The sequence below is a fragment of the Rhodococcus sp. 14-2496-1d genome, from assembly GCF_002259365.1.
Lineage (GTDB): Bacteria > Actinomycetota > Actinomycetes > Mycobacteriales > Mycobacteriaceae > Rhodococcoides.
Genome location: NZ_NPFV01000030.1, coordinates 13,649 through 30,677, shown reverse-complemented (window position 1 = coordinate 30,677; position 17,029 = coordinate 13,649). Strand labels below are relative to the sequence as shown.

Annotated in this window: 15 protein-coding genes; 3 read left to right on the top strand and 12 right to left on the bottom strand. The window is 61.3% G+C overall.

All coding sequences use genetic code 11. The annotated features are described in order from the left end of the window. Positions 1–1,156 precede the first annotated feature (1,156 nt). From CH296_RS28650 to CH296_RS25615, 12 genes are all read right to left on the bottom strand, one after another. Positions 1,157–1,780 carry a hypothetical protein gene (locus CH296_RS28650; protein ID WP_015586083.1) on the bottom strand — a complete coding sequence of 208 codons (624 nt, stop codon included), beginning with the start codon at positions 1,778–1,780 and terminating at the stop codon, positions 1,157–1,159. A gap of 115 nt (positions 1,781–1,895) precedes the next feature. After that, on the bottom strand, positions 1,896–5,558 hold the full coding sequence (locus CH296_RS29810) for a LysM peptidoglycan-binding domain-containing protein (protein ID WP_015586082.1): 3,663 nt from the start codon (positions 5,556–5,558) through the stop codon (positions 1,896–1,898). Positions 5,559–5,682: 124 nt separating this feature from the next. Then, the gene (locus CH296_RS25660) at positions 5,683–6,150 is read right to left on the bottom strand and encodes a pilus assembly protein TadG-related protein (RefSeq protein WP_015586080.1); all 468 of its coding nucleotides are present in this window, start codon (positions 6,148–6,150) and stop codon (positions 5,683–5,685) included. After that, positions 6,150–6,608, bottom strand: a complete 459-nt coding sequence (locus tag CH296_RS25655; protein ID WP_015586079.1) for a TadE family protein — start codon at positions 6,606–6,608, stop codon at positions 6,150–6,152. The genes CH296_RS25660 and CH296_RS25655 overlap by 1 nt, the downstream gene beginning before the upstream one ends. Then, positions 6,605–7,030 carry a type II secretion system protein gene (locus CH296_RS25650; protein ID WP_015586078.1) on the bottom strand — a complete coding sequence of 142 codons (426 nt, stop codon included), beginning with the start codon at positions 7,028–7,030 and terminating at the stop codon, positions 6,605–6,607. Before CH296_RS25650 ends, CH296_RS25655 begins: the two co-directional genes overlap by 4 nt. Positions 7,031–7,068: 38 nt before the next feature. Then, positions 7,069–7,299, bottom strand: coding sequence for a hypothetical protein (locus CH296_RS25645; protein WP_015586077.1), 231 nt, complete (start codon positions 7,297–7,299; stop codon positions 7,069–7,071). 169 nt (positions 7,300–7,468) lie between these two features. Next, positions 7,469–8,392, bottom strand: coding sequence for a type II secretion system F family protein (locus CH296_RS25640; protein WP_032364991.1), 924 nt, complete (start codon positions 8,390–8,392; stop codon positions 7,469–7,471). Further along, positions 8,389–9,267, bottom strand: coding sequence for a type II secretion system F family protein (locus CH296_RS25635; RefSeq protein WP_052047795.1), 879 nt, complete (start codon positions 9,265–9,267; stop codon positions 8,389–8,391). The genes CH296_RS25640 and CH296_RS25635 overlap by 4 nt, the downstream gene beginning before the upstream one ends. Beyond that, positions 9,267–10,895, bottom strand: a complete 1,629-nt coding sequence (locus CH296_RS25630) for a CpaF family protein (protein ID WP_015586074.1) — start codon at positions 10,893–10,895, stop codon at positions 9,267–9,269. The genes CH296_RS25635 and CH296_RS25630 overlap by 1 nt, the downstream gene beginning before the upstream one ends. A gap of 32 nt (positions 10,896–10,927) precedes the next feature. Then, entirely contained in the window at positions 10,928–11,752 is an 825-nt protein-coding gene (locus CH296_RS25625) for a hypothetical protein (protein WP_015586073.1), read from the bottom strand. 3 nt (positions 11,753–11,755) lie between these two features. Then, the gene (locus CH296_RS25620; protein ID WP_230591630.1) at positions 11,756–12,304 is read right to left on the bottom strand and encodes an SAF domain-containing protein; all 549 of its coding nucleotides are present in this window, start codon (positions 12,302–12,304) and stop codon (positions 11,756–11,758) included. Positions 12,305–12,472: 168 nt separating this feature from the next. Continuing rightward, positions 12,473–13,033, bottom strand: coding sequence for a hypothetical protein (locus CH296_RS25615; RefSeq protein ID WP_139278540.1), 561 nt, complete (start codon positions 13,031–13,033; stop codon positions 12,473–12,475). 689 nt (positions 13,034–13,722) lie between these two features. Here CH296_RS25615 and CH296_RS25610 point away from each other — a divergent pair. The 3 genes from CH296_RS25610 (at position 13,723) to CH296_RS25600 (ending at position 16,929) form a co-directional block, all read left to right on the top strand. Continuing rightward, complete coding sequence (locus CH296_RS25610) at positions 13,723–14,421, top strand: hypothetical protein (protein ID WP_015586069.1); 699 nt, start codon at positions 13,723–13,725, stop codon at positions 14,419–14,421. 877 nt (positions 14,422–15,298) lie between these two features. Beyond that, complete coding sequence (locus tag CH296_RS25605) at positions 15,299–16,213, top strand: ParA family protein (RefSeq protein ID WP_015586067.1); 915 nt, start codon at positions 15,299–15,301, stop codon at positions 16,211–16,213. Beyond that, positions 16,210–16,929 (top strand): hypothetical protein, encoded by a 720-nt coding sequence (locus tag CH296_RS25600; protein ID WP_015586066.1) that lies wholly within the window; start codon positions 16,210–16,212, stop codon positions 16,927–16,929. The genes CH296_RS25605 and CH296_RS25600 overlap by 4 nt, the downstream gene beginning before the upstream one ends. Positions 16,930–17,029 lie beyond the last annotated feature (100 nt).

The window sequence follows — 17,029 nt, the reverse complement described above, 5'->3', positions numbered from 1 at the left end:
GGCGACCTCGAACCCCAACTCTTCCAGGTAGGCCTGCACTTGCCCCCCAGCCAATTCCGGTGGCATCGTGACGTTGACAGTCAACCGTTCAGGCATTCCACCAGCCTACAAACCGGTAAGCCTGGAGTGACTCAATTTCGCACCCGAGGAGCGGGGGCGCACGGCTCTAATTTGTGACCAGGACCTGCAGTTCACCAATCCGAACTTCAGTACGCGAAGTCAGCGGCGTGGGTATGACTCCACCGACCGTCCCGTTGGGTGTCGTCGCTGTCCACGTGACGAGCCAATTCGATGTCGCGGAGACCTTGAATGTCCCACCGGGCTCGGTAGTGGACGTCTTGTGATAAACGATATTGCCGCACGTCGGACTTGGAAGCCCTTGTGCAACATCGGTATACGGCGTGAAGGGCAGTAACGCACCTGGGCACACCGACGGCACGGATCCGTCCCCCCAATTGACGACCACGGACGTATTGACCCCTGTAGCAGAAACTATGACACCCGGTCCTGCTGCAGTTCTGGTCACGGGGCCGACTGTCGATTCCCGTGGGTCAGCGACCCAGAACCAGCCGGGTAGACCAACCAGGCCGACAGCACCTGTGTTTGCGGGGTTCGGGGTGATGCCTATTCCGGGCGGATCCAACTGCATTGCCGTAACCGCTTGGCCGACAACGGTCATAACGTCGACCACCGGAGGCGTAGCCGGCACCCCAACGTCCGGAATTTGAACACACGGACCGGCCGCTTCGCAGGACCATGTTGTGCCGTCATCATTAACGACGTTCACTGCCATCGGGGCACCACTATCAGCATTTCGAACAAGCGTCATATTGGCGGCGTCAGTCGACGGAACGAACTCGAGCGGCGGTCCGGACGGCGCGGCGCTCCCACCACCTCCCCCGCCCACAGCAGCTGGCGCGGATCCAGTCGTTCCACCCCCTGACGGCACACTCGTGTACGTACCTTCGACCACAACTGTCGAACCACCCAAGCCTCCGCCGAAGGCACCGCCAGTTCCGGTGCCGATCCCCGGCTGCGCAAATACTGGGTTCGCGTTGAACACTCCAACTAGAAGCACTGATGCGATAACCCCAAGCGGCTTACGCATGACCCACCGCCCTTATGGATTCCAGTTGCCTACTTGCCAAACCGTCGATCATGGTGCGTCGCATGGGGTACCCGAAGAAGTCACTGCATCGGAAACAATGCGCCAGCCTGATGAATCTGGCCACGCCACGTTCTCCAGAGTCGGCTTGCCCAGCTCCCGCCGGACTCGGTCAGGAGGGAGCACACTCGTGCCGTCCGGACGGATCTGGTCATAGTTCGAGCTGTCGATGCAGACTCGCAATGTTGCCGACGCTTCTTCCTTAATTGGGTTCCCGTCAGCATCCTTTGGTGCCTGCAGTTCCGTCACGAATGCATCTGCGACAGTCGCAGCACCCGTGGAGACAATTCCTTGAGATCGGCGCAGGTTCACGTTTGCCTTCAACTGATCGAGGATCTTTCCACTCGCAACAGAGTCCAGCATGTTGATGTCTACAGCAGGATCGCTCTCGACCTTCGCGAGAACGGCGAAGAACTCATTCACCTTTGCTGTTGCCTGCTCGGTCGCCTGTTGTTCCGGGGACTTTTCGACGCCCTCTGGTCCCGTGAGGACCGGCTGCGTGGTGGTCGTTACGGGGGTCGCCTCAATGTCACCGCTCCCGCATGCGACGCTGATGCTTGCAGCGGCTGCTACTGCGAGGATTGCCGCGCCTGTGCGACGTCGTGTGCTGATCATCGTGGACCCCCTACGTTGTTCTGTGCGTTGTACTGCGATAACGATAATGGTGCGGCTGTTTGGACCGTAACGTGCTTACCGGACACTTCAGACACCTCGATTGACGCGACTGCTATCAACTGGCTATTGCTCCGATCCGGTAGAGGGCGTTGCCGCCATTGTGGAATTGCGCGAGGGCGCGCAAGAGTTCGTCGGTTTCGGGTTCTGGGTCGACATCGATGTCGGCGAGGTTCGCGAGCAGTTGGTCGATCAGCTCCTGGGTCTTGCTGATCTCGTCGCTCCCGTGGGTAGCGATGATCGCCAGTCTCCAGAGACCTTCTCGGAACGGTTCGACGGTGACGCCGCGGTTTGCGGTGGTGAGCGCGGCGGAAAGATCTCCGGTCTTTATTTGTCTGGTGGCGAGCTCTTCGAGGGCATCCGCGAGGGTCGAGATCATGTGCTGCTGTAGGTTTCGTGCCCACCCGTAACGGTCTGACCGTGTCCCGGCGAATGGTTGATCGTTTACCAGTTCTGCAGCCGTCCGCAATTCCGCATCGGTGGCGGCGGCCGGAGTGGTGTCGATCAGTTGTTGCCAGTAGTCCCAGTCCGATCGGACATCGGGGTGCAGTCGGTAGCCGGTGCGGCCGGTGCGGTCGCCGTGCTTCGGAAATGCCTGCTCACCGTTCTCTGTCTCTCCCAACCAATTTCGCAGTCTCGAGAGGTAGTTCTGGCGTCGTGTCGCCTTCTTTTTCGGCTGATCCTCCAGAGGGAGTTTGTCGAAATTGTCTGCAGGCCAGATCTTTTTGTCGATGGAGTCGTGTTTGATTCCCGGGTGGATGGAGAGAAGAGCGGCGATCTCGGTTAGGAGTACTTCACGGCCGTCCTTGGGTGGCTCCCCGGTCGGGGTGGTGACTGCTGGTTTCCCGAGAAGATGGAGCCAGAGATGTCCCGGGGCCGGTACGTCACCAGCGACAGGAGCGATGGGTGGGGCCTGGTCGTCGTACCTGATCGCTTCTGGGGATGTCCACTGCGCGGCGTCCGGGCTGTAGGTCGGAACGTTTGTGACGTCGGGGGCGGTCTCCGATGCGGTAGTTCCGTTCAGCAGCAGCTGGTCGGTGGGGTCGATCGTGGTGACGGAGTCGAGGAAGGTCTCAGCGCTTTCGGCGTCGGTGAGGTGTGCGTCGATTTCGGCTGCAGCCCAGGGGTCGTGCATGGACGACTCTGTGGGGATAGCTGGCTGTGTGGCGGTCGCGAGGTAGGCGGTAATGCCTTCATATTGGTCCGGCTCGAGAAATGCTGGCTGGAATGCGAAGCCGCCGTCGGTGTCTCGTTTGACAAGGCTTGCGGTGTTGCGGTCGACGATGTCGAGTGTCCACGCGGCCTGGGTGTTCTCGCTGGCGGTGCTGGCGGTGCTGGCGGCAGCGAACGCCACGCGCGGTGTGGCGGCCAGGATCTGATCGAGTGATTGCTGTTGGTCGGCCGTCAACTGACTCGCGATGAGAACTACTTCGGGGGCGGTCATTTCGCTTGTGTCGTAGATCGAACGGGCCGCTGCAATGCTGTCGATGTGTTGTTCGACGAGGGTGTCTTGGTCACGTTCGGCTTGTCGGGCGAGTCTGGCCAGCACTTCGCCTGGTTGGTCGGTGTGCTCGATTCGACCGTTGCCGAACAGTTCGGGGAGCTCCTGTCCGAAACCGATCAGCGTCAGGTGCAGATTGTCGGCGAGCGGGGATTCGACGAGTTCGAGGGCCAGGGCCTGGAGAGTGCCGCGGGCGTGCTCTGGTGAAGCTGAGACGCCGAGGTAGCCGAGTTCTTCCAGGTTGAGAAGAACTTGGGTTCGGTCGTCTGTGGAACCGAGTGTCACGAGCGTGGGGTACGGGCTGATTGTGGTGGGTGCTGGGGCGATCCGGACGTCGGCGGGGAGGGTCCAGGTGCCGGTCTCTGATCTGAGCCACTGGTCCGGCAGTACGGAGTCATCAAGGATTACTAGCTCCACCGCATCGGGACCGATGAATGCGCCGAGTAATGCCGGCAGTGCGTTGCCCTGTGTCCGAGCGTGTTCGGCGATAGTCCTCAGTGCTTCGTCGAGCCGCGTGAGGACGTTGTTGTCCGCTGCAGAATGAATCTGTTCTTCCACAACTGCTGCAGCGCCCCAGGTTTGAGGGAGGGTCTCGCCTCTGCGGCGATCGTGCTGTTGACGGTGCCGGCGCAGCCCGAAGGCCCCAGCCAGTCCGATGGCCGCTAGGGCTGAGATACCGAGCCACAATGTGCTGTTCTGATCCTCGGAGACATCGCTTGGCTGCGCAGTGGCGGCGATATATACCGGGTCTGTCGTCGATGTATTCAGTGGGATCTGGGTGGCTGGCTGAGTCGGGGCGGGAGCTGCAGCAGGACTGGGTGACGACGTCTGCGCTGGAGCAGGCATTTGAGCGGGTGCCGGCCCGGGTGCCACAACATCTGCGCCCGCGGACTCAGCAGCAGGTTCGGAAGCTGCCACCGGGGCGGGAGCCTCTGCTGGCTCAGGGGCGGCCACCGGAGCAGGCGCTGGCTCAGGAACCGCCGACGGGGCGGGGGCCTCTGCCTGCTCAGGGGCTGCTGGAGCAGGCGCTGGCTCAGGAGCCGCCGCTGTCGGAGCAGGTAGCTGTGACGAAGCGCTGTTGAGTTCGATGCCGAAAATCTTCGCAGCGGCGGCGGCAGCGGCCTGCGCTTCTGCCTGAGCCTGTTCGTCACCGCCCGGAACCATCTCCGCTTGTTCCGGAACGTCGGTGCCACCCAGGAGAGGTGCAGCGGAGGACAGTTCAGGCGCTGCTGCGGGGGCCGGTTCAGGAGCGGCAGCCGGAGCCGGTTCGGGAGCGGCAGCGACCGGGGCCGGTTCAGGAGCGACGGTCGGTTCGGGCACAGCAGCAGGTACAGGAGCGGCAGCAACCGGGGCCGGGTCGGGGGAAGCAACCGGACCCGGTTCGGGCGTGACGGTCTCGGCGGTTTGATCGTTGACGGTGAGCTGCTGGCCGACGTGGATGATTGTCGACGGTGCAGTTCCGTCGGCGTTGATGATTTCTTTGTAGCGGTGTCCGTCACCCAGATGTTGCTCGGCGATGCTCCAGAGACTGTCGCCTTCTCGAACTGTGTAGGCCCCGTCGACGGTTGTGGGTGCGGCGGCGGGGAGCTGAAGTTTCCATCCTGGTTGCAGCCATCCGTCGACGGTCAGGACGTCGGCGTTGAGTTGCTTGATCTCGGTGTATCGAAAGCCATCGCCAAGGTGGCGTTCTGCGAGTTTCCATAGGCTGTCGCCCTGCTGCACCGTGATGGTTTCCCCGTTGATGGGGCGGGCGGGGGCTTCTGCTGGATGCGGTTGGCTTTGTTGCGTTACTTGGATCGGTGCCGAGTGGGCAGGGGCGTCGAAGAGCGGTAGTGCTGTGGCGGTGAGGGGTTGGGCTGTGGCGGTGCCCGCTGTTACCAGCATGAGCGCTCCGCCTATGAGAACGGAGGCGCTTCGCTGCTGGAAGCCGAGGCCTCGGAGTTGAGGTGCTTTGATGCCGCGTAGTGCTGCGACGAGTTCGATGACGGTGCTGAAGGTGAAGGTGGCCCAGGCGAGCCAGCCGATCCAGGTCACGAATCCGAGGAAGAGTGATCCGTCGTCTTGGGTGGTCAGAGCTGTTTTGATCTGGTCGAGATCGGGCAGCGTCGTCGGTATTGGGTTGCCGCGGAATGTCCACAGTGCGAGCGGAATTCCGACGACGAGGACGAGTAGGACGATCAGGTAGAGCAAACCAGTCAAGCGCCGTCGGATGGTGGTCATGCGGGTGTCCTTTCCGATGGCTGCAGGGTGGCCGGGGTCGTGCAGCGTTGCGCCGCGAGCTGTCGAATCACGTCCTCCGTCTTCTCGTGGAGTTCTGCGACTCGTCTGCTCTGCGGTCGATTGGTCATGGTGTGCCGGGGATTCCGAGGTTGGTGCGGTTCAGGTTGACGGTGGCTGTTCCGATGATCTGCTGTGGCCCGACGCCGATCAAACCGAGGACACGGGGTTGGTAGGTCGTTGTGGTGGTGATCAGCAGTGTTGTCGGTCCGGTCTGCACGACGACGCCGGGGATTCCTGCTGCGGCAAGGTATTTGGTGGCTTTGGCTTGGGCTGTCAGCGGGTTGACGACGACGTTGGTACCGCGGACTGCGAGTGGTTCGATGATGGCTTGTCCTGCCCCGCGGGCTGCTTCTTCAGCGACTTGCTCGGCGCGCTGCTTGGCGTAAACTTTGCCGCCGCCGTCGACGACGAGACCCATCATGATCAGCAACGCCATGGCTGTGATGACGCTCCACATGGCGATGGTTCCGGCGTCGTTGTGCGCGTCTCGCCGTGTGCAGGCGGCCACCGCCCGGCGTAGTGCTTCGGTCATCAGGCGCGCTCCCGGTAGGTGTCGACGGGTGAAGTCGCGGTTGCTGTGATGGTCCGTGAGCCCATGACTTGCGGGAATCCGAGTGCGTCGAGGGAGATGACGCACGTGACGGTGGCCGAGACGGAAGCCGTGACGCCGGGGCGAGTTCTGAATCCGCCGAGGTCGGTGTTGACGTTGAGAGCGGAACAGGTGAGCCCTCGTGCTGCCAGGTCGTTTCGCGCGGCTGCTTGCGCATCGGGGGCTGCGGAGAACGCCGTTCGCGCGATGGAGGCGGTACGCGCGGCCTCGTTCGCGGCGTGGACTACTTTCTGGTGCGCTTGCGCGAGAACGCCGAAGGTGACGATCAGTGCGATCAGGAACAGTGTGGCGGGGGCGACGATGACAGTCTGCAGGGCCGATCCTCGGTCGTCGGCTCTGGCTGCGGCTGCCAGCTGGCGCAGTTTGTTCGCGGTGTTCATCTGGTTCCTGGGGCAGTGACTCGTTCAACGGGAAGCGTCTCGCTGACATTGATGTCGAGGGAGAAGAAGGGGATGAGGCGGATGGGTTGTCCGGTGATCTGGACAGTTGCTTCTCGCAAGCCTCGGTTGACGACAATGACGGGTGCTCGAAGGGTCGTCGGGCCGGCGGTGGATGCGAAGGCGTAGCCCGCCGCTGTTCCGGCCGCAGCGCTGCCGAATTGCGATCGCGCTTGTCGTAGAGCTTCTTCACCGGTCGAAATCGCTACGGTCCGTGCGTGAGCGTAGAGAGCTGCCTGGATTGCGATGAGGAAGAGCAGTAGGACGACGCCGAATACCACGACTGTTTCGAGGGCTGCGCCGCGGTCGTCTCGACGTATGCGGGTGAGCCATTCGCGTAGTGGTACATGTGTGTCGGTGAGCAACGCTGGTCCTCCCCTGTCTCGTTGGGCGAGTGGTGGGGTTACTGGATTCGGTTGAGGTAGCGCTGTGCAACCACGGTGATTCCGGCGACGATAGCGATGGCGAGGATGACGAGGCCGGCGGTGATGACGACGGTCTCCATGCTGTAGCCCTTGTCGCTTTTGCGTCCGCCGGCGCGCTCGGTCATCCGGGTATAGGAGAACAGTGCCAATGCGAACAGTGTTGCGGTGGTTGCTGCGATCCGGTTTGCGATTGTGCGCGATGCTGCCATGTGACGTTTCCCTTCGATATGTAAAAGCCCTGGTTATGACGGTTCTGGATGCCGGTCAGACTATCGCCAAGACCGGACACTTCGAGCAGGTGAAGTGCACGGATCGGTGTTTGCACAGCTCAAACTTGGTAGTTGATCGTTGAATGACAACGCATTCGGGTTGTTCGGTCTAGACGCCGCCCATGATGTTCACTCCGGCCGGCACGATCAGCATGATCATGAACAGCACGGCCAAGGTGCCGAGAGGTGCGTCCATCTTCTTCGTTTTGGCTCCTGCTTCGCCTTGTTCTTTCGAGAGCAGGGCACTGCGGAGCGCTCCGGCCCGCGCGGCAAGAGTGTCGGCCACGCTCGCTCCCTGGTCGCCGGTATAGGTCATGATGTCCGCGAGATCTCCCAACTCCGGCAGCGCCAGTTCGGCTGCAAGATTGGACAGAGCAGCCCATGGTGCCTGTCCGGCGAGGGACGCTTTCTGAAGCTCGGCATCCAGACGTAGAAACACCCAGCTATCGCCCACTGCGGCAGCGCGTTCGAGACTTTGGAATGCAGCGACGCCGCCACTTCGGTTCAACGAAACGAAGTCGATGAACGCCGCCAATGCTCGGGTGAATTCGAGTCGGGCACTAGCGGCGCGAGTCTTGACGTCGGCGTCGGGCGCGAAGAATCCCACCAGCGCCAGGACGAGGGAACCGGCTACGGGAAAAGTCAGGGGCACTGCCATGCCGAACAGCGCCAGGAGTGCGATCGAAATCGGCGCGATGATCAGACCTATTGCAGCGGAAAGGATTTTGTCTCCGATGAACTTTTGTGGAGTTTCTCGGAGGATCGCCAGGTCCGCGGTCGGGATCCTGAACCACGCCTGCGATCGCAGCCGCGGGTAGAAGCGGGCACCGACCTTGTAGGACAGGGCATCCGAACCGGTGAGGTCGTCACCGCCGCGGGTGTCGACGGTGTACGGGTCCGGGGCTGCACCGGACAGTCGTTCCATGGCATCGCCGAGTGCTGGGTCGGCCGGCAGTATGCGGAGAACGAGGAGGATCAAGCCGAGAGCGGCGAGAGCGGCAAGGGCGATCGCCCAGAGCTCGAAGTTGTTCATACTGCGCTCCTCTCACGTGCGGTGTTTGCTGCGTCGCGGTCCTTGGTGCCGATGAACCTGGGGTATTTCACTGGCAAGGTGTATCGCTTCATCCACCCGAGCACCAGGCCGAAACCGATGAATTCGAGGAACAGAACGGGCTGGAGGAGGGGCTGTTTGTACGGGTCCATGTAGTTGGTGAACAGGAACAACCCAACGATGACAACGACGGTGATGACGGTGACCCCGCGAGCGGTCGTGCGGGGCCCTTGCCGTTCCGCTTCGGCCGTTCTGCGGTTGCGCACGTTCTCTGCCACCGATTCTGAAAGTCGCTTCAAGGCTGCGGTGAGTCCGGAGCCGCGCAGGCGAGCTGCCTGCCGCAGTGCACCGACCACGTAGTCGCCGGTGGAATCGTCGAGATCGTCTGCGAACCGAAGCAACGCTTCGTCGATCGACACATTGCCACGCAGGCGCGTGATGAGGCTCGTAATTTCCGGACGCAATGCTTGAGGCATTCCCCTGTGCGTTGCGATGATGGCCTGTTCGAGGCCGGATCCTGCTGCGAGCACTCCAGTCAGGTTGCGCACCCATTCTTCGAGGGCATTGAGGCGTTCGATGTCGTCGGCGGCGGCTGACGATCCGAGTAGGTAGGGGACGCCTACTGCTGCGATCGGAATGATGGGGAAGAGTACGAACCATCCACTGAGGAGCCATGCAGCAAGGCCGACGGCAGTTCCGATGGCGAGGAGTAATTTTGTCCGCCGGGCAATCCGCGCACGTGAGGTGCGGTGGCGTGTCGGCGCAGTCGGGTCGCGGCGATCGCGAATTCCGTTGGCAAAAAACCACATCCCGGCGGCAAAGACAAGGACGATACCGACGGCCGTGAACGTGTACATCAGAGCCCACCACCTGTGATCGTGTTGATGGGGATTTGGTTCGGACTGAAACCGCCTGCGTAGAGCTTGCGGAGCAAAGCTGGGGGCAAAGTTCCGTATTCGCCGGTCCCGCCCGGCTTTCCTTCGTAAATTTTGGTTACTGCGGGCATGGCGTTTTCGCCGGCCTCGATATGGATGACCTCGCTGACGAATCGGACCTGACGCCTCTCGCCGGTGTCGGTAAATTCGTAGTCCGTCTGCAGCTGAATGATCAGATTGATGTGGTGTGCCACTTGGCGGTAGGCGTACTCGACCGGCACTCCTGCTTCGAGGGCGCAGGTGACGAGGCGGTCGATCGCGCCGGCGGCATGCTCGGCGTGCGTGGTACTCAGGGAGCCTTTGGCCATCTGCATTGCTTTGAACATGTCGATGATCTCGCCGCCGGCTACCTCTCCGACGATGACACGGTCGAGCTGCATTCGCACGAACTGGTAAAGGATGTCGGACAGCGTCGTCGCGCCGCGTAGCGCTCCGGTCAGCTCGTTTCGTTCGCCGCCGCCGGTGATTGCCTCGGCTGCAACAACATACGGTCTGCGACCGTCGAGTTTGTCGAGGAACAGTTCGTACTCTGTCTCTGCTGTGCCGATCCGTGTTTGCAGGGGAAGGCAGTTGGCGAGCGCACGAAGGTTGGTTGTTTTACCTGATCCCATGGGCCCGGAGATCACGATGGAGGCACCACCGATGACTGCGGCGCTGAGGATCTCGGACAACAGTTGGGGCATAACACCCATTTCGACCATCTTGTCGATGGTCACATCCTTGTGGCGGTGCATGCGGATGGCGATACTGGGATGGCGGACCGAGTAGCCCATCGCGGACAAGCGGATGTCGCCGGGCAGATTGAGGCGGAGGTTGGGGTTGACCTGCGAGAACGGTCGTCCACCACCGGGTGCGCGCTGCGCGAGGTTGGTGAGCCAGTCGTAGAGCTCTTCGTCGCTGTCCGCGATCGGCGGTCGTGCCTGCAGACTCCCGTCGGGGTACATCACAATGACGCTGTCGCCGTTGATGAGGATGTTCTCGACGTTCGGGTCGTCGACGAGCGGCTGAAGTGGGCCGAGTCCGAACAGCGTGTCGAAGACCGCTTTGACCAGCGTCTGTTCCTCTTGGACGCTCAGCTGTTCGTGACCGGTGTCGATCGCGGACTGCACTTCTTTGCTGACGAGATCTATGACGATCTGCCTGCCCGACTCACGCTCCTCGTCCGGGGTCATGGCAGTGACGCCCAGCTCAGGGTTGAGGGCCTGATCTGCTCGTTGGGTCTTACGGAGAGAGAGGATTTCGGATGCTTCTTTGGTCAGTTGCTTGACCAATTGGTGGTTGGTCCTCGCGACGTCCGACCGCTCAGCTGGAAATGGTGATGGCGATGTGAACGGGACCGTCTCGAGTCGCTCGGGTTCCGGGTGGGAGTGGCGACCGTCCTTGCCGGCTGCGGCGAGCAGACCTGCAGATGAGGAGCCGTATTGCCCGCTCCTGTAACGAGTTATCTCGTTGTCGCCATCGTCGAGGATGATCGGATCGGCGGCAAACATCGGTAGGTCGGGTAGGGCTGGTCGCTCGTCGTAGTCGAAGTCGGGGGCGTTGTTGGTCATGCGGGTGTTCTCCCTTTGGCCTTGTCGGCTCGTTACGCGGGCTGTGAGCTGTATGGCGAGTTGGCGATCCATACGGGCTGGTGCGTTTCGTGGAAGCGCTCGATCTTTTGCCAGGTTCCGTCGATTGCGCGTAGATAGCTTGATCGACGTCGCCGCCAATTACTGAGCGAGGCACCTTCGGAAAAAACTTGCGCGTGTACCGGTGATTCGGGAAGGACTGCGATGACGTCGAGGCCGGTCGCCGCGGCGGTCTCGGCTGCGCTGTAGGGCTCGGTACCCCTGACAATGAGGCCGATGCTGGCCGGCGACTTCGTATTCTCCAGATGCTGCTGTAGTGGGCCCAAGCCAGCACGAACCGCTGCCACTGCGGTCCTGGTCGGTCTGAGCATTATGGCGATAACGTCACTGTGACGGATCAGGTCTTGATGTCCGGACCGTAGATTGAGGCGACCGGCGTCGACGAGCAGGTCACCGCCGCCCTGTTTCGACAACAACGCCAGATGTGCCCCCAACGGGCCCCACGTCGACTTCATCGATTCCGTTTGAGCTGCATTGACCAGGCCGGGGACGAACCATCCTTGCGCCTTGGTCGGCTCCTCTGGATCGAACGGCCCGATTCTAACTATTTGGTGCTGGAAGGCTGGGCCTATTCGGCCGTGCCTGTTCGGCTCGACCAGTTGGATGATCGATCGGTCGTGCCGGCGGCGCGCGTGAAAGTACCCGGCCAGCGTCGGGGACGATCCGATCGGATCGGCCTCGATGTACAGCAGCTTGCGGGAGTCTGCGGTGAGAGCGATGCCCAGGCCGGTCGTCGAGACGCCTGGCGAGCCGGAGATCGAGGTCAGGGTGACGAGCATGGCTCAGCGCTCCCGGGAGTCGAGGACGATGGCGACGCGGTTGGTGGCGGCTCGGGCGGCGATCCAGCTGGCCTCGTCTTTCTTGACCAGAACGTCCACTGTCGTCTGTCCGGTCTCGGGGATGTCCTTCACGGCAACGACCTGTGCGTTCGCGGTGACCGGACCCTGCACCGGGGAATCGTCTTGATCTCGGGGAGTGTCGACGATCCGGACGTTGTCGCCTGCGAGCAGTGGCTCTGCGGGAAGTTTGCCGATTGCGACGGTGATGCCGACCAAAGTGTTGTCCCCGCTGGGGATTACGGCGTTGGTGAACGACGATGGGTTCAGTGCCGATCCGCTCAGGAGCGGAACTGCTGCGCTCTGGCCCACGACCGATGCTTTGTCTGTGGCAGGAACGGTCGCGATGGTCGCATCGCTGTTGACCTCTGCGGTTTTGAGGTCGTCGGTGGTGATCGTCTCCCCCTGTGGCACGTCGCGGGCGAGCACCAGAATTGTCGTGGTGGCGCGCATGGCGTTCACCAAAAAGACCGCTCCTACGATTGCGACGGTCATCAAGGCGACTCCCGCGATCCAGTACGACCGTCGACGGCGCACTTTGGTGGTGGATACGACTTCGGTGAAGTCATGGCCCGGCTTAGGAGATGCCTCTCTTGCGCTGCGCGGCTCCCCCACTGTGGCGGTCGATGTCTTTTCTTTGAGATTGCCGAACATGGGCATAGCTCAGTCACTTTCCGTTTGTGTCGTGGCGTCGAGGCCGAGATGTGCTTTGAGGGCAGTTCCGATGAGGTGGCTGCGGGAACGGGCCTTGAACTGGTCTTTCAGTTGATCGATGATCACCCAGTCATCGGCGTACAACCCGACCGTGACTCCCTTCTTCTCCGCCTTACCCTCAGACGGCTTCCCACCTACTCCCCTGGCGCGGAACAGACCTCCGCCGACCTTGCCTCCCGGAAACAGAAGGCTTTCGAGATCGCTGTGGACATCCTCGATAGCAGTGATGACCACCTCGCCGTGGGTTCTCCCTGTCCGTTTGCTCTCCTTCGCCAGACCGTGTGCAACCCCGACAGCAAGATGAACCGTCGACGGCACAATCGTGTCGTCGTGCCCCAATTCAGCTGCACCAGAGGATGTCTCCTCCTCGTTTGAACTCAACTGCACCACCTCCGCTGACATAGCACTTATCGATCCGGCCGGCGGCGGTGGCATGAAGGCTGCCCCGAGCGACTGTCGCGCAGGCGGAGATGTCGGCACGTTCGCACTCTCAGCGCTGTCGGTCCTCACTCACGATCCTTCCGATGTCCCCGTGTACCTGAGTCGCAGGCTTGAGTGCGACGTACGAGATATACCGGGTCTCCCGGACACCGCGAACAGCGTCGATCCGAACCGAACCCTGCAAAACGAACCCCGTGTTCGTCCCGCAAGAGGACCCCATCCCCTCCCCACCAGGACAAAGGCTATCTCCACCTCAACAACAGTGGTGATCAACACGCGGTACATAACATTTCAGTAACAAGGTAGTCGATCGCGCACTCGTTCAGTTCCGAAGCAAACGCGGCGCGGCACCGACCCCTGACGGTCCGTGCCGCAAGCAATGTCCTCTGCAACTTCTACGGGCCGTTGACTGACTCTCAACCGAACTGCACTCGGCGCTGCCTCTTGACTCCAAGACAAGTTGGATTATGATCACTGCCACGTGATCACAACACGATTTTGTTATCGTTTGACACTCATGTCGGACTGATGTGGTTCTCGTGACTCAGTGCTATTTGATTTGATGGCTTTCATGTGTGTCCACAATCTGCCGCCAATGTTTCTTCAACGCAGCGTCGTTCACCGACGATCTTGAACCGATCGCCATGCAGAGCTCACCAGGAAAACCACCACATCTACCTCTTCGGCCGTGGGCACAGTCATAGAACTGATGCCAGAGGGGTGGTGACACACCACCATTTACCTGCAACCATTGAACGATGAGCTTCTCCGACACCGCCACCGCGCCAGGCAGCGGCGTCGCAGCCCGAACGCTCGACGACCTACGATGGCACCGCGAGTTCCATCGTCAGTCCCAGTTTCGCTGGTGGGACACCGAGGCCGCGCTCGTTGCCACCGAATTCACTCGTGGACAGGACCAGTTCCACACAGTGCACGACCTGGCACAACTGGAGCGATGTCGGCTAGCGCTCGCCGACTACACCACGACCTGCCAGCGAGCCCTGGGCCGCGCCCTCAAACAGTCACAACACGTTCTCGACACGCAGAGCTGGACTTTCGCGACTGATGCGCTCCTGCTGTTGCCGTGGACATGCGAGCAGAGCAGCTACCTTGCGACCTGGGCCGACCCGCACGATCCGACAGCTCTGAGCAACCCTCAAGTCCGGCGCATTCAACGTTCCTGTGAGCGCATGATGTTCGGAAATCCCCTCATTCTTAGTTGGGAATTGAGCCACCTGTGGAGCCTCTACCGAGCCGCCGAGACACTGCTCGAAGACACCCTTGTAGATCTCACCGTTGAACTCTCAGAATCAGTCCCTGACGCCACCCTGCTGTGGGCCACCCAAATGGCGTCGAAGATCGGTCTGGAACAACGGATAGCCGAACAGCGAACGACCCGCGGAGAGCCTGGCGATCCCCGCCGCCGACTGCGTCAGAGCTATTCGGATCTACGCTGATTGGAACGCGAACAGTCCCCCGTTGACCTGGCGTCTTATGTGAAATTCGTGCCAGGCTCGCGTCGAACTACGTAGCAATCCTCGCACTCCCCTACCGATACCTCTCCCCTCAACACTTCGCTTGAGCCTTCGCGAAGCCAGCAGAGCCTGCGGATTGGGAGTCGCGGCCATGATCGCAGCTCGAATCGCACGCTGATTCGCACATATCGACGCTTTGTTGATCCGACATAACTACCCACTCTCGATCCCGTTCATCATCCCAGTGCTCTGCTCCCCTACCTCCGTTACCGTCTACCGGGCAATCATCCCAACACAATGGGCGTAGCACTTCGTAGTACTCCTCGCGCAGTAAAGCGTTGGTTTCATCGCGTACTAAACCGCGTGTTTGAGGGCGTACAAATACGCTTGTTACACCGTTGGTTAATACGCGTAATACTACGCATGCAATACCGGGTAGAACTCCGCACGTCAACACGCGGGTTAAATACCGTTTTGGTCAGCACATCAATGCCCGTGTTTCTTCACGTGTTAACAAGGGTGTTGATATGCGACTTAACGTGCGTATTGGTACGCTGTTACTAGGGCGCAGCACTACATGTTTTATTGCGCGTGTTTTGCCGCGTAAGAGTGCGAGCATTGATACGCATGGTGTTACGCGACTTAGACCGTGTTGACTGACGTGCGTGACTGGGCGTACTCTCGCGCACACAACCACGCACGACAACCTGCGCATCCGCCCGCACAAGAGCGTGCGGGACAAGTCGAGCCGCTCGCACGTACCGATTCGGCACCGTGAACGCCTCCCGGTCACGCTTCTCCACGGCAGCGCTCGAATAGATGCACGCGGATCCAGGACTCTGGAAGGAAGGTTCTATCGATGGCAATATCAAATTCCCTCGCAGTCACCCAAGGTAAAGGGGGAGTGGGCAAGACGACGGTTGTTGCCAACCTCGCAGGCCTGTTCGCCGCTGCCGGCTACCGTGTTCTCGTCGGGGAGTTCGACCCTCAGGGCAACCTGGCCCGCGATTTCGGTTACGAAAAGCAGTCCGGTGAAGAACTTCTGATGTCGTTGATGTCAGGCGGACAACCCCCGATCATCAAAGACGTCCGACCCGGTCTAGACGTCATTCCCGCTGGTCCTGCGCTCGTCGACGTTGCTGGCATGATGCTCTCCAGGCTCAGCCGCGGGGGCGAATCGCTGGGGCAGATCCTCCACAAAGTCCTTGCCCCGATCGTTCCCGACTACGACATTGTTCTCTTCGATACCCCGCCAGGCGACGTGATCATCGGTGATGCGGTGCTGTACTGCACGTCGTCCGTTCTCATCCCTACTCGCGCCGACGATGGCAGCCTCGACGGCCTCGACCGCGTCGCCGAGCGCTTCGCGCGTGCCCGGGAGCACAATCCGCAACTGAGATTGGCTGGCATGCTTCTGTTTGCGGTCGGCAGTAGGTCACAACGGCTCCAGGACCAGGTGAGGGAAAGTATTACGCAAGCCATTCCTGACACCATTGCCCCCATCTTCGGCACGACAATCCGCTACATGGAGAGCGCCGCTGCCGACGCGCGGCGGCATGGGCTCCTAGCTCACGAACTCGAAGGCGCTACTGCTAGCGCAAAGAAGGCTCGGTTGAAAGCGCTGAGGGACAAGGTGAAACCACCCAGCCTTCTGCTCTCTCGGGATGCAACCGGGTTGGCGGATGACTACGAGGCCCTAGCAGCTGAGGTCTTGCAACGCTTGGCCGAGCTTGCTGCCGAAGCCGATCACGCAGAAGAGGTAGCACCCGCATGAGCACCACTGATCGCAAGAAGCGACCCAGCCTGGCGGACCAATTCGACAAGCCCGCTCCCCGTGGATCTGGCCTCGCCAACATTTTCCCTCGCAATGGAACGGGTTCCCTCGCCAGGCCTGCCGCAGTGGAACCACGCTCGACCGACGTGGCTGCCGAAAGAGCCGTCGACGAGCCGCACGTACAGGCTCCGGACGTGACATCTGCACCGGATGCTCCTGCAGCACCTGCACCAGAGCCTCCGACCGAGGTTGCTACATCTGCCTCGCCCTCCGGGGGCAGCACTGCCGCAACCGAGGACGTAGCCACCACACCCGAAACCGGGGCCGACACCGCTACAGCGGAGCCGTTGGCTGCGATTGTCGGTGATGAAGATGTGCGCCCGATCGCGGTCTACGTTCCCGCGACGGTCAAAGAGGCCTGGAAGACGCGATCTCAGCGGGAGAAGAAGTCCTACGGCGAGATCGTCGAGGATGCCTTCGCCGCGCACACCCCGGAAACCTTGGTTCGCCTCTTCGCCCCTCGCGCCGTCGAATCGCCACGCGGTGGCATGCCGCGTCTGGCCCGCCCGAAGGTCGCGAGCGGGGGAGTGGAGGTGCGTCCACATCTGTGGGTAGCCCAGACCCGATGGATAGACGAGCAGGTAGAAGCAAGTCCGCTCATCCCCTCACGAAGCGCGCTGATTGCTGCGGTCGTTGAGGACTATCTGATCTCTTGATCCGCCGGGCCAGAGCGTCTTGCTCCTGGCTCCCCACCGTGCTCCCCACCATGCTCCCCACTCCGGTGGGGAGCGTTTTTTTGCCTTTGAGCTGCCCTTA

What these genes read in the sequence shown, in the direction of transcription:
- CH296_RS28650 (WP_015586083.1), bottom strand. Translation starts at nt 1,780, where the DNA reads ATGATCAGCACACGACGTCGCACAGGCGCGGCAATCCTCGCAGTAGCA.
- CH296_RS29810 (WP_015586082.1), bottom strand. Translation starts at nt 5,558, where the DNA reads ATGACCACCATCCGACGGCGCTTGACTGGTTTGCTCTACCTGATCGTC.
- CH296_RS25660 (WP_015586080.1), bottom strand. Translation starts at nt 6,150, where the DNA reads ATGACCGAAGCACTACGCCGGGCGGTGGCCGCCTGCACACGGCGAGAC.
- CH296_RS25655 (WP_015586079.1), bottom strand. Translation starts at nt 6,608, where the DNA reads ATGAACACCGCGAACAAACTGCGCCAGCTGGCAGCCGCAGCCAGAGCC.
- CH296_RS25645 (WP_015586077.1), bottom strand. Translation starts at nt 7,299, where the DNA reads ATGGCAGCATCGCGCACAATCGCAAACCGGATCGCAGCAACCACCGCA.
- CH296_RS25640 (WP_032364991.1), bottom strand. Translation starts at nt 8,392, where the DNA reads ATGAACAACTTCGAGCTCTGGGCGATCGCCCTTGCCGCTCTCGCCGCT.
- CH296_RS25635 (WP_052047795.1), bottom strand. Translation starts at nt 9,267, where the DNA reads ATGTACACGTTCACGGCCGTCGGTATCGTCCTTGTCTTTGCCGCCGGG.
- CH296_RS25630 (WP_015586074.1), bottom strand. Translation starts at nt 10,895, where the DNA reads ATGACCAACAACGCCCCCGACTTCGACTACGACGAGCGACCAGCCCTA.
- CH296_RS25625 (WP_015586073.1), bottom strand. Translation starts at nt 11,752, where the DNA reads ATGCTCGTCACCCTGACCTCGATCTCCGGCTCGCCAGGCGTCTCGACG.
- CH296_RS25620 (WP_230591630.1), bottom strand. Translation starts at nt 12,304, where the DNA reads ATGACCGTCGCAATCGTAGGAGCGGTCTTTTTGGTGAACGCCATGCGC.
- CH296_RS25610 (WP_015586069.1), top strand. Translation starts at nt 13,723, where the DNA reads ATGAGCTTCTCCGACACCGCCACCGCGCCAGGCAGCGGCGTCGCAGCC.
- CH296_RS25605 (WP_015586067.1), top strand. Translation starts at nt 15,299, where the DNA reads ATGGCAATATCAAATTCCCTCGCAGTCACCCAAGGTAAAGGGGGAGTG.
- CH296_RS25600 (WP_015586066.1), top strand. Translation starts at nt 16,210, where the DNA reads ATGAGCACCACTGATCGCAAGAAGCGACCCAGCCTGGCGGACCAATTC.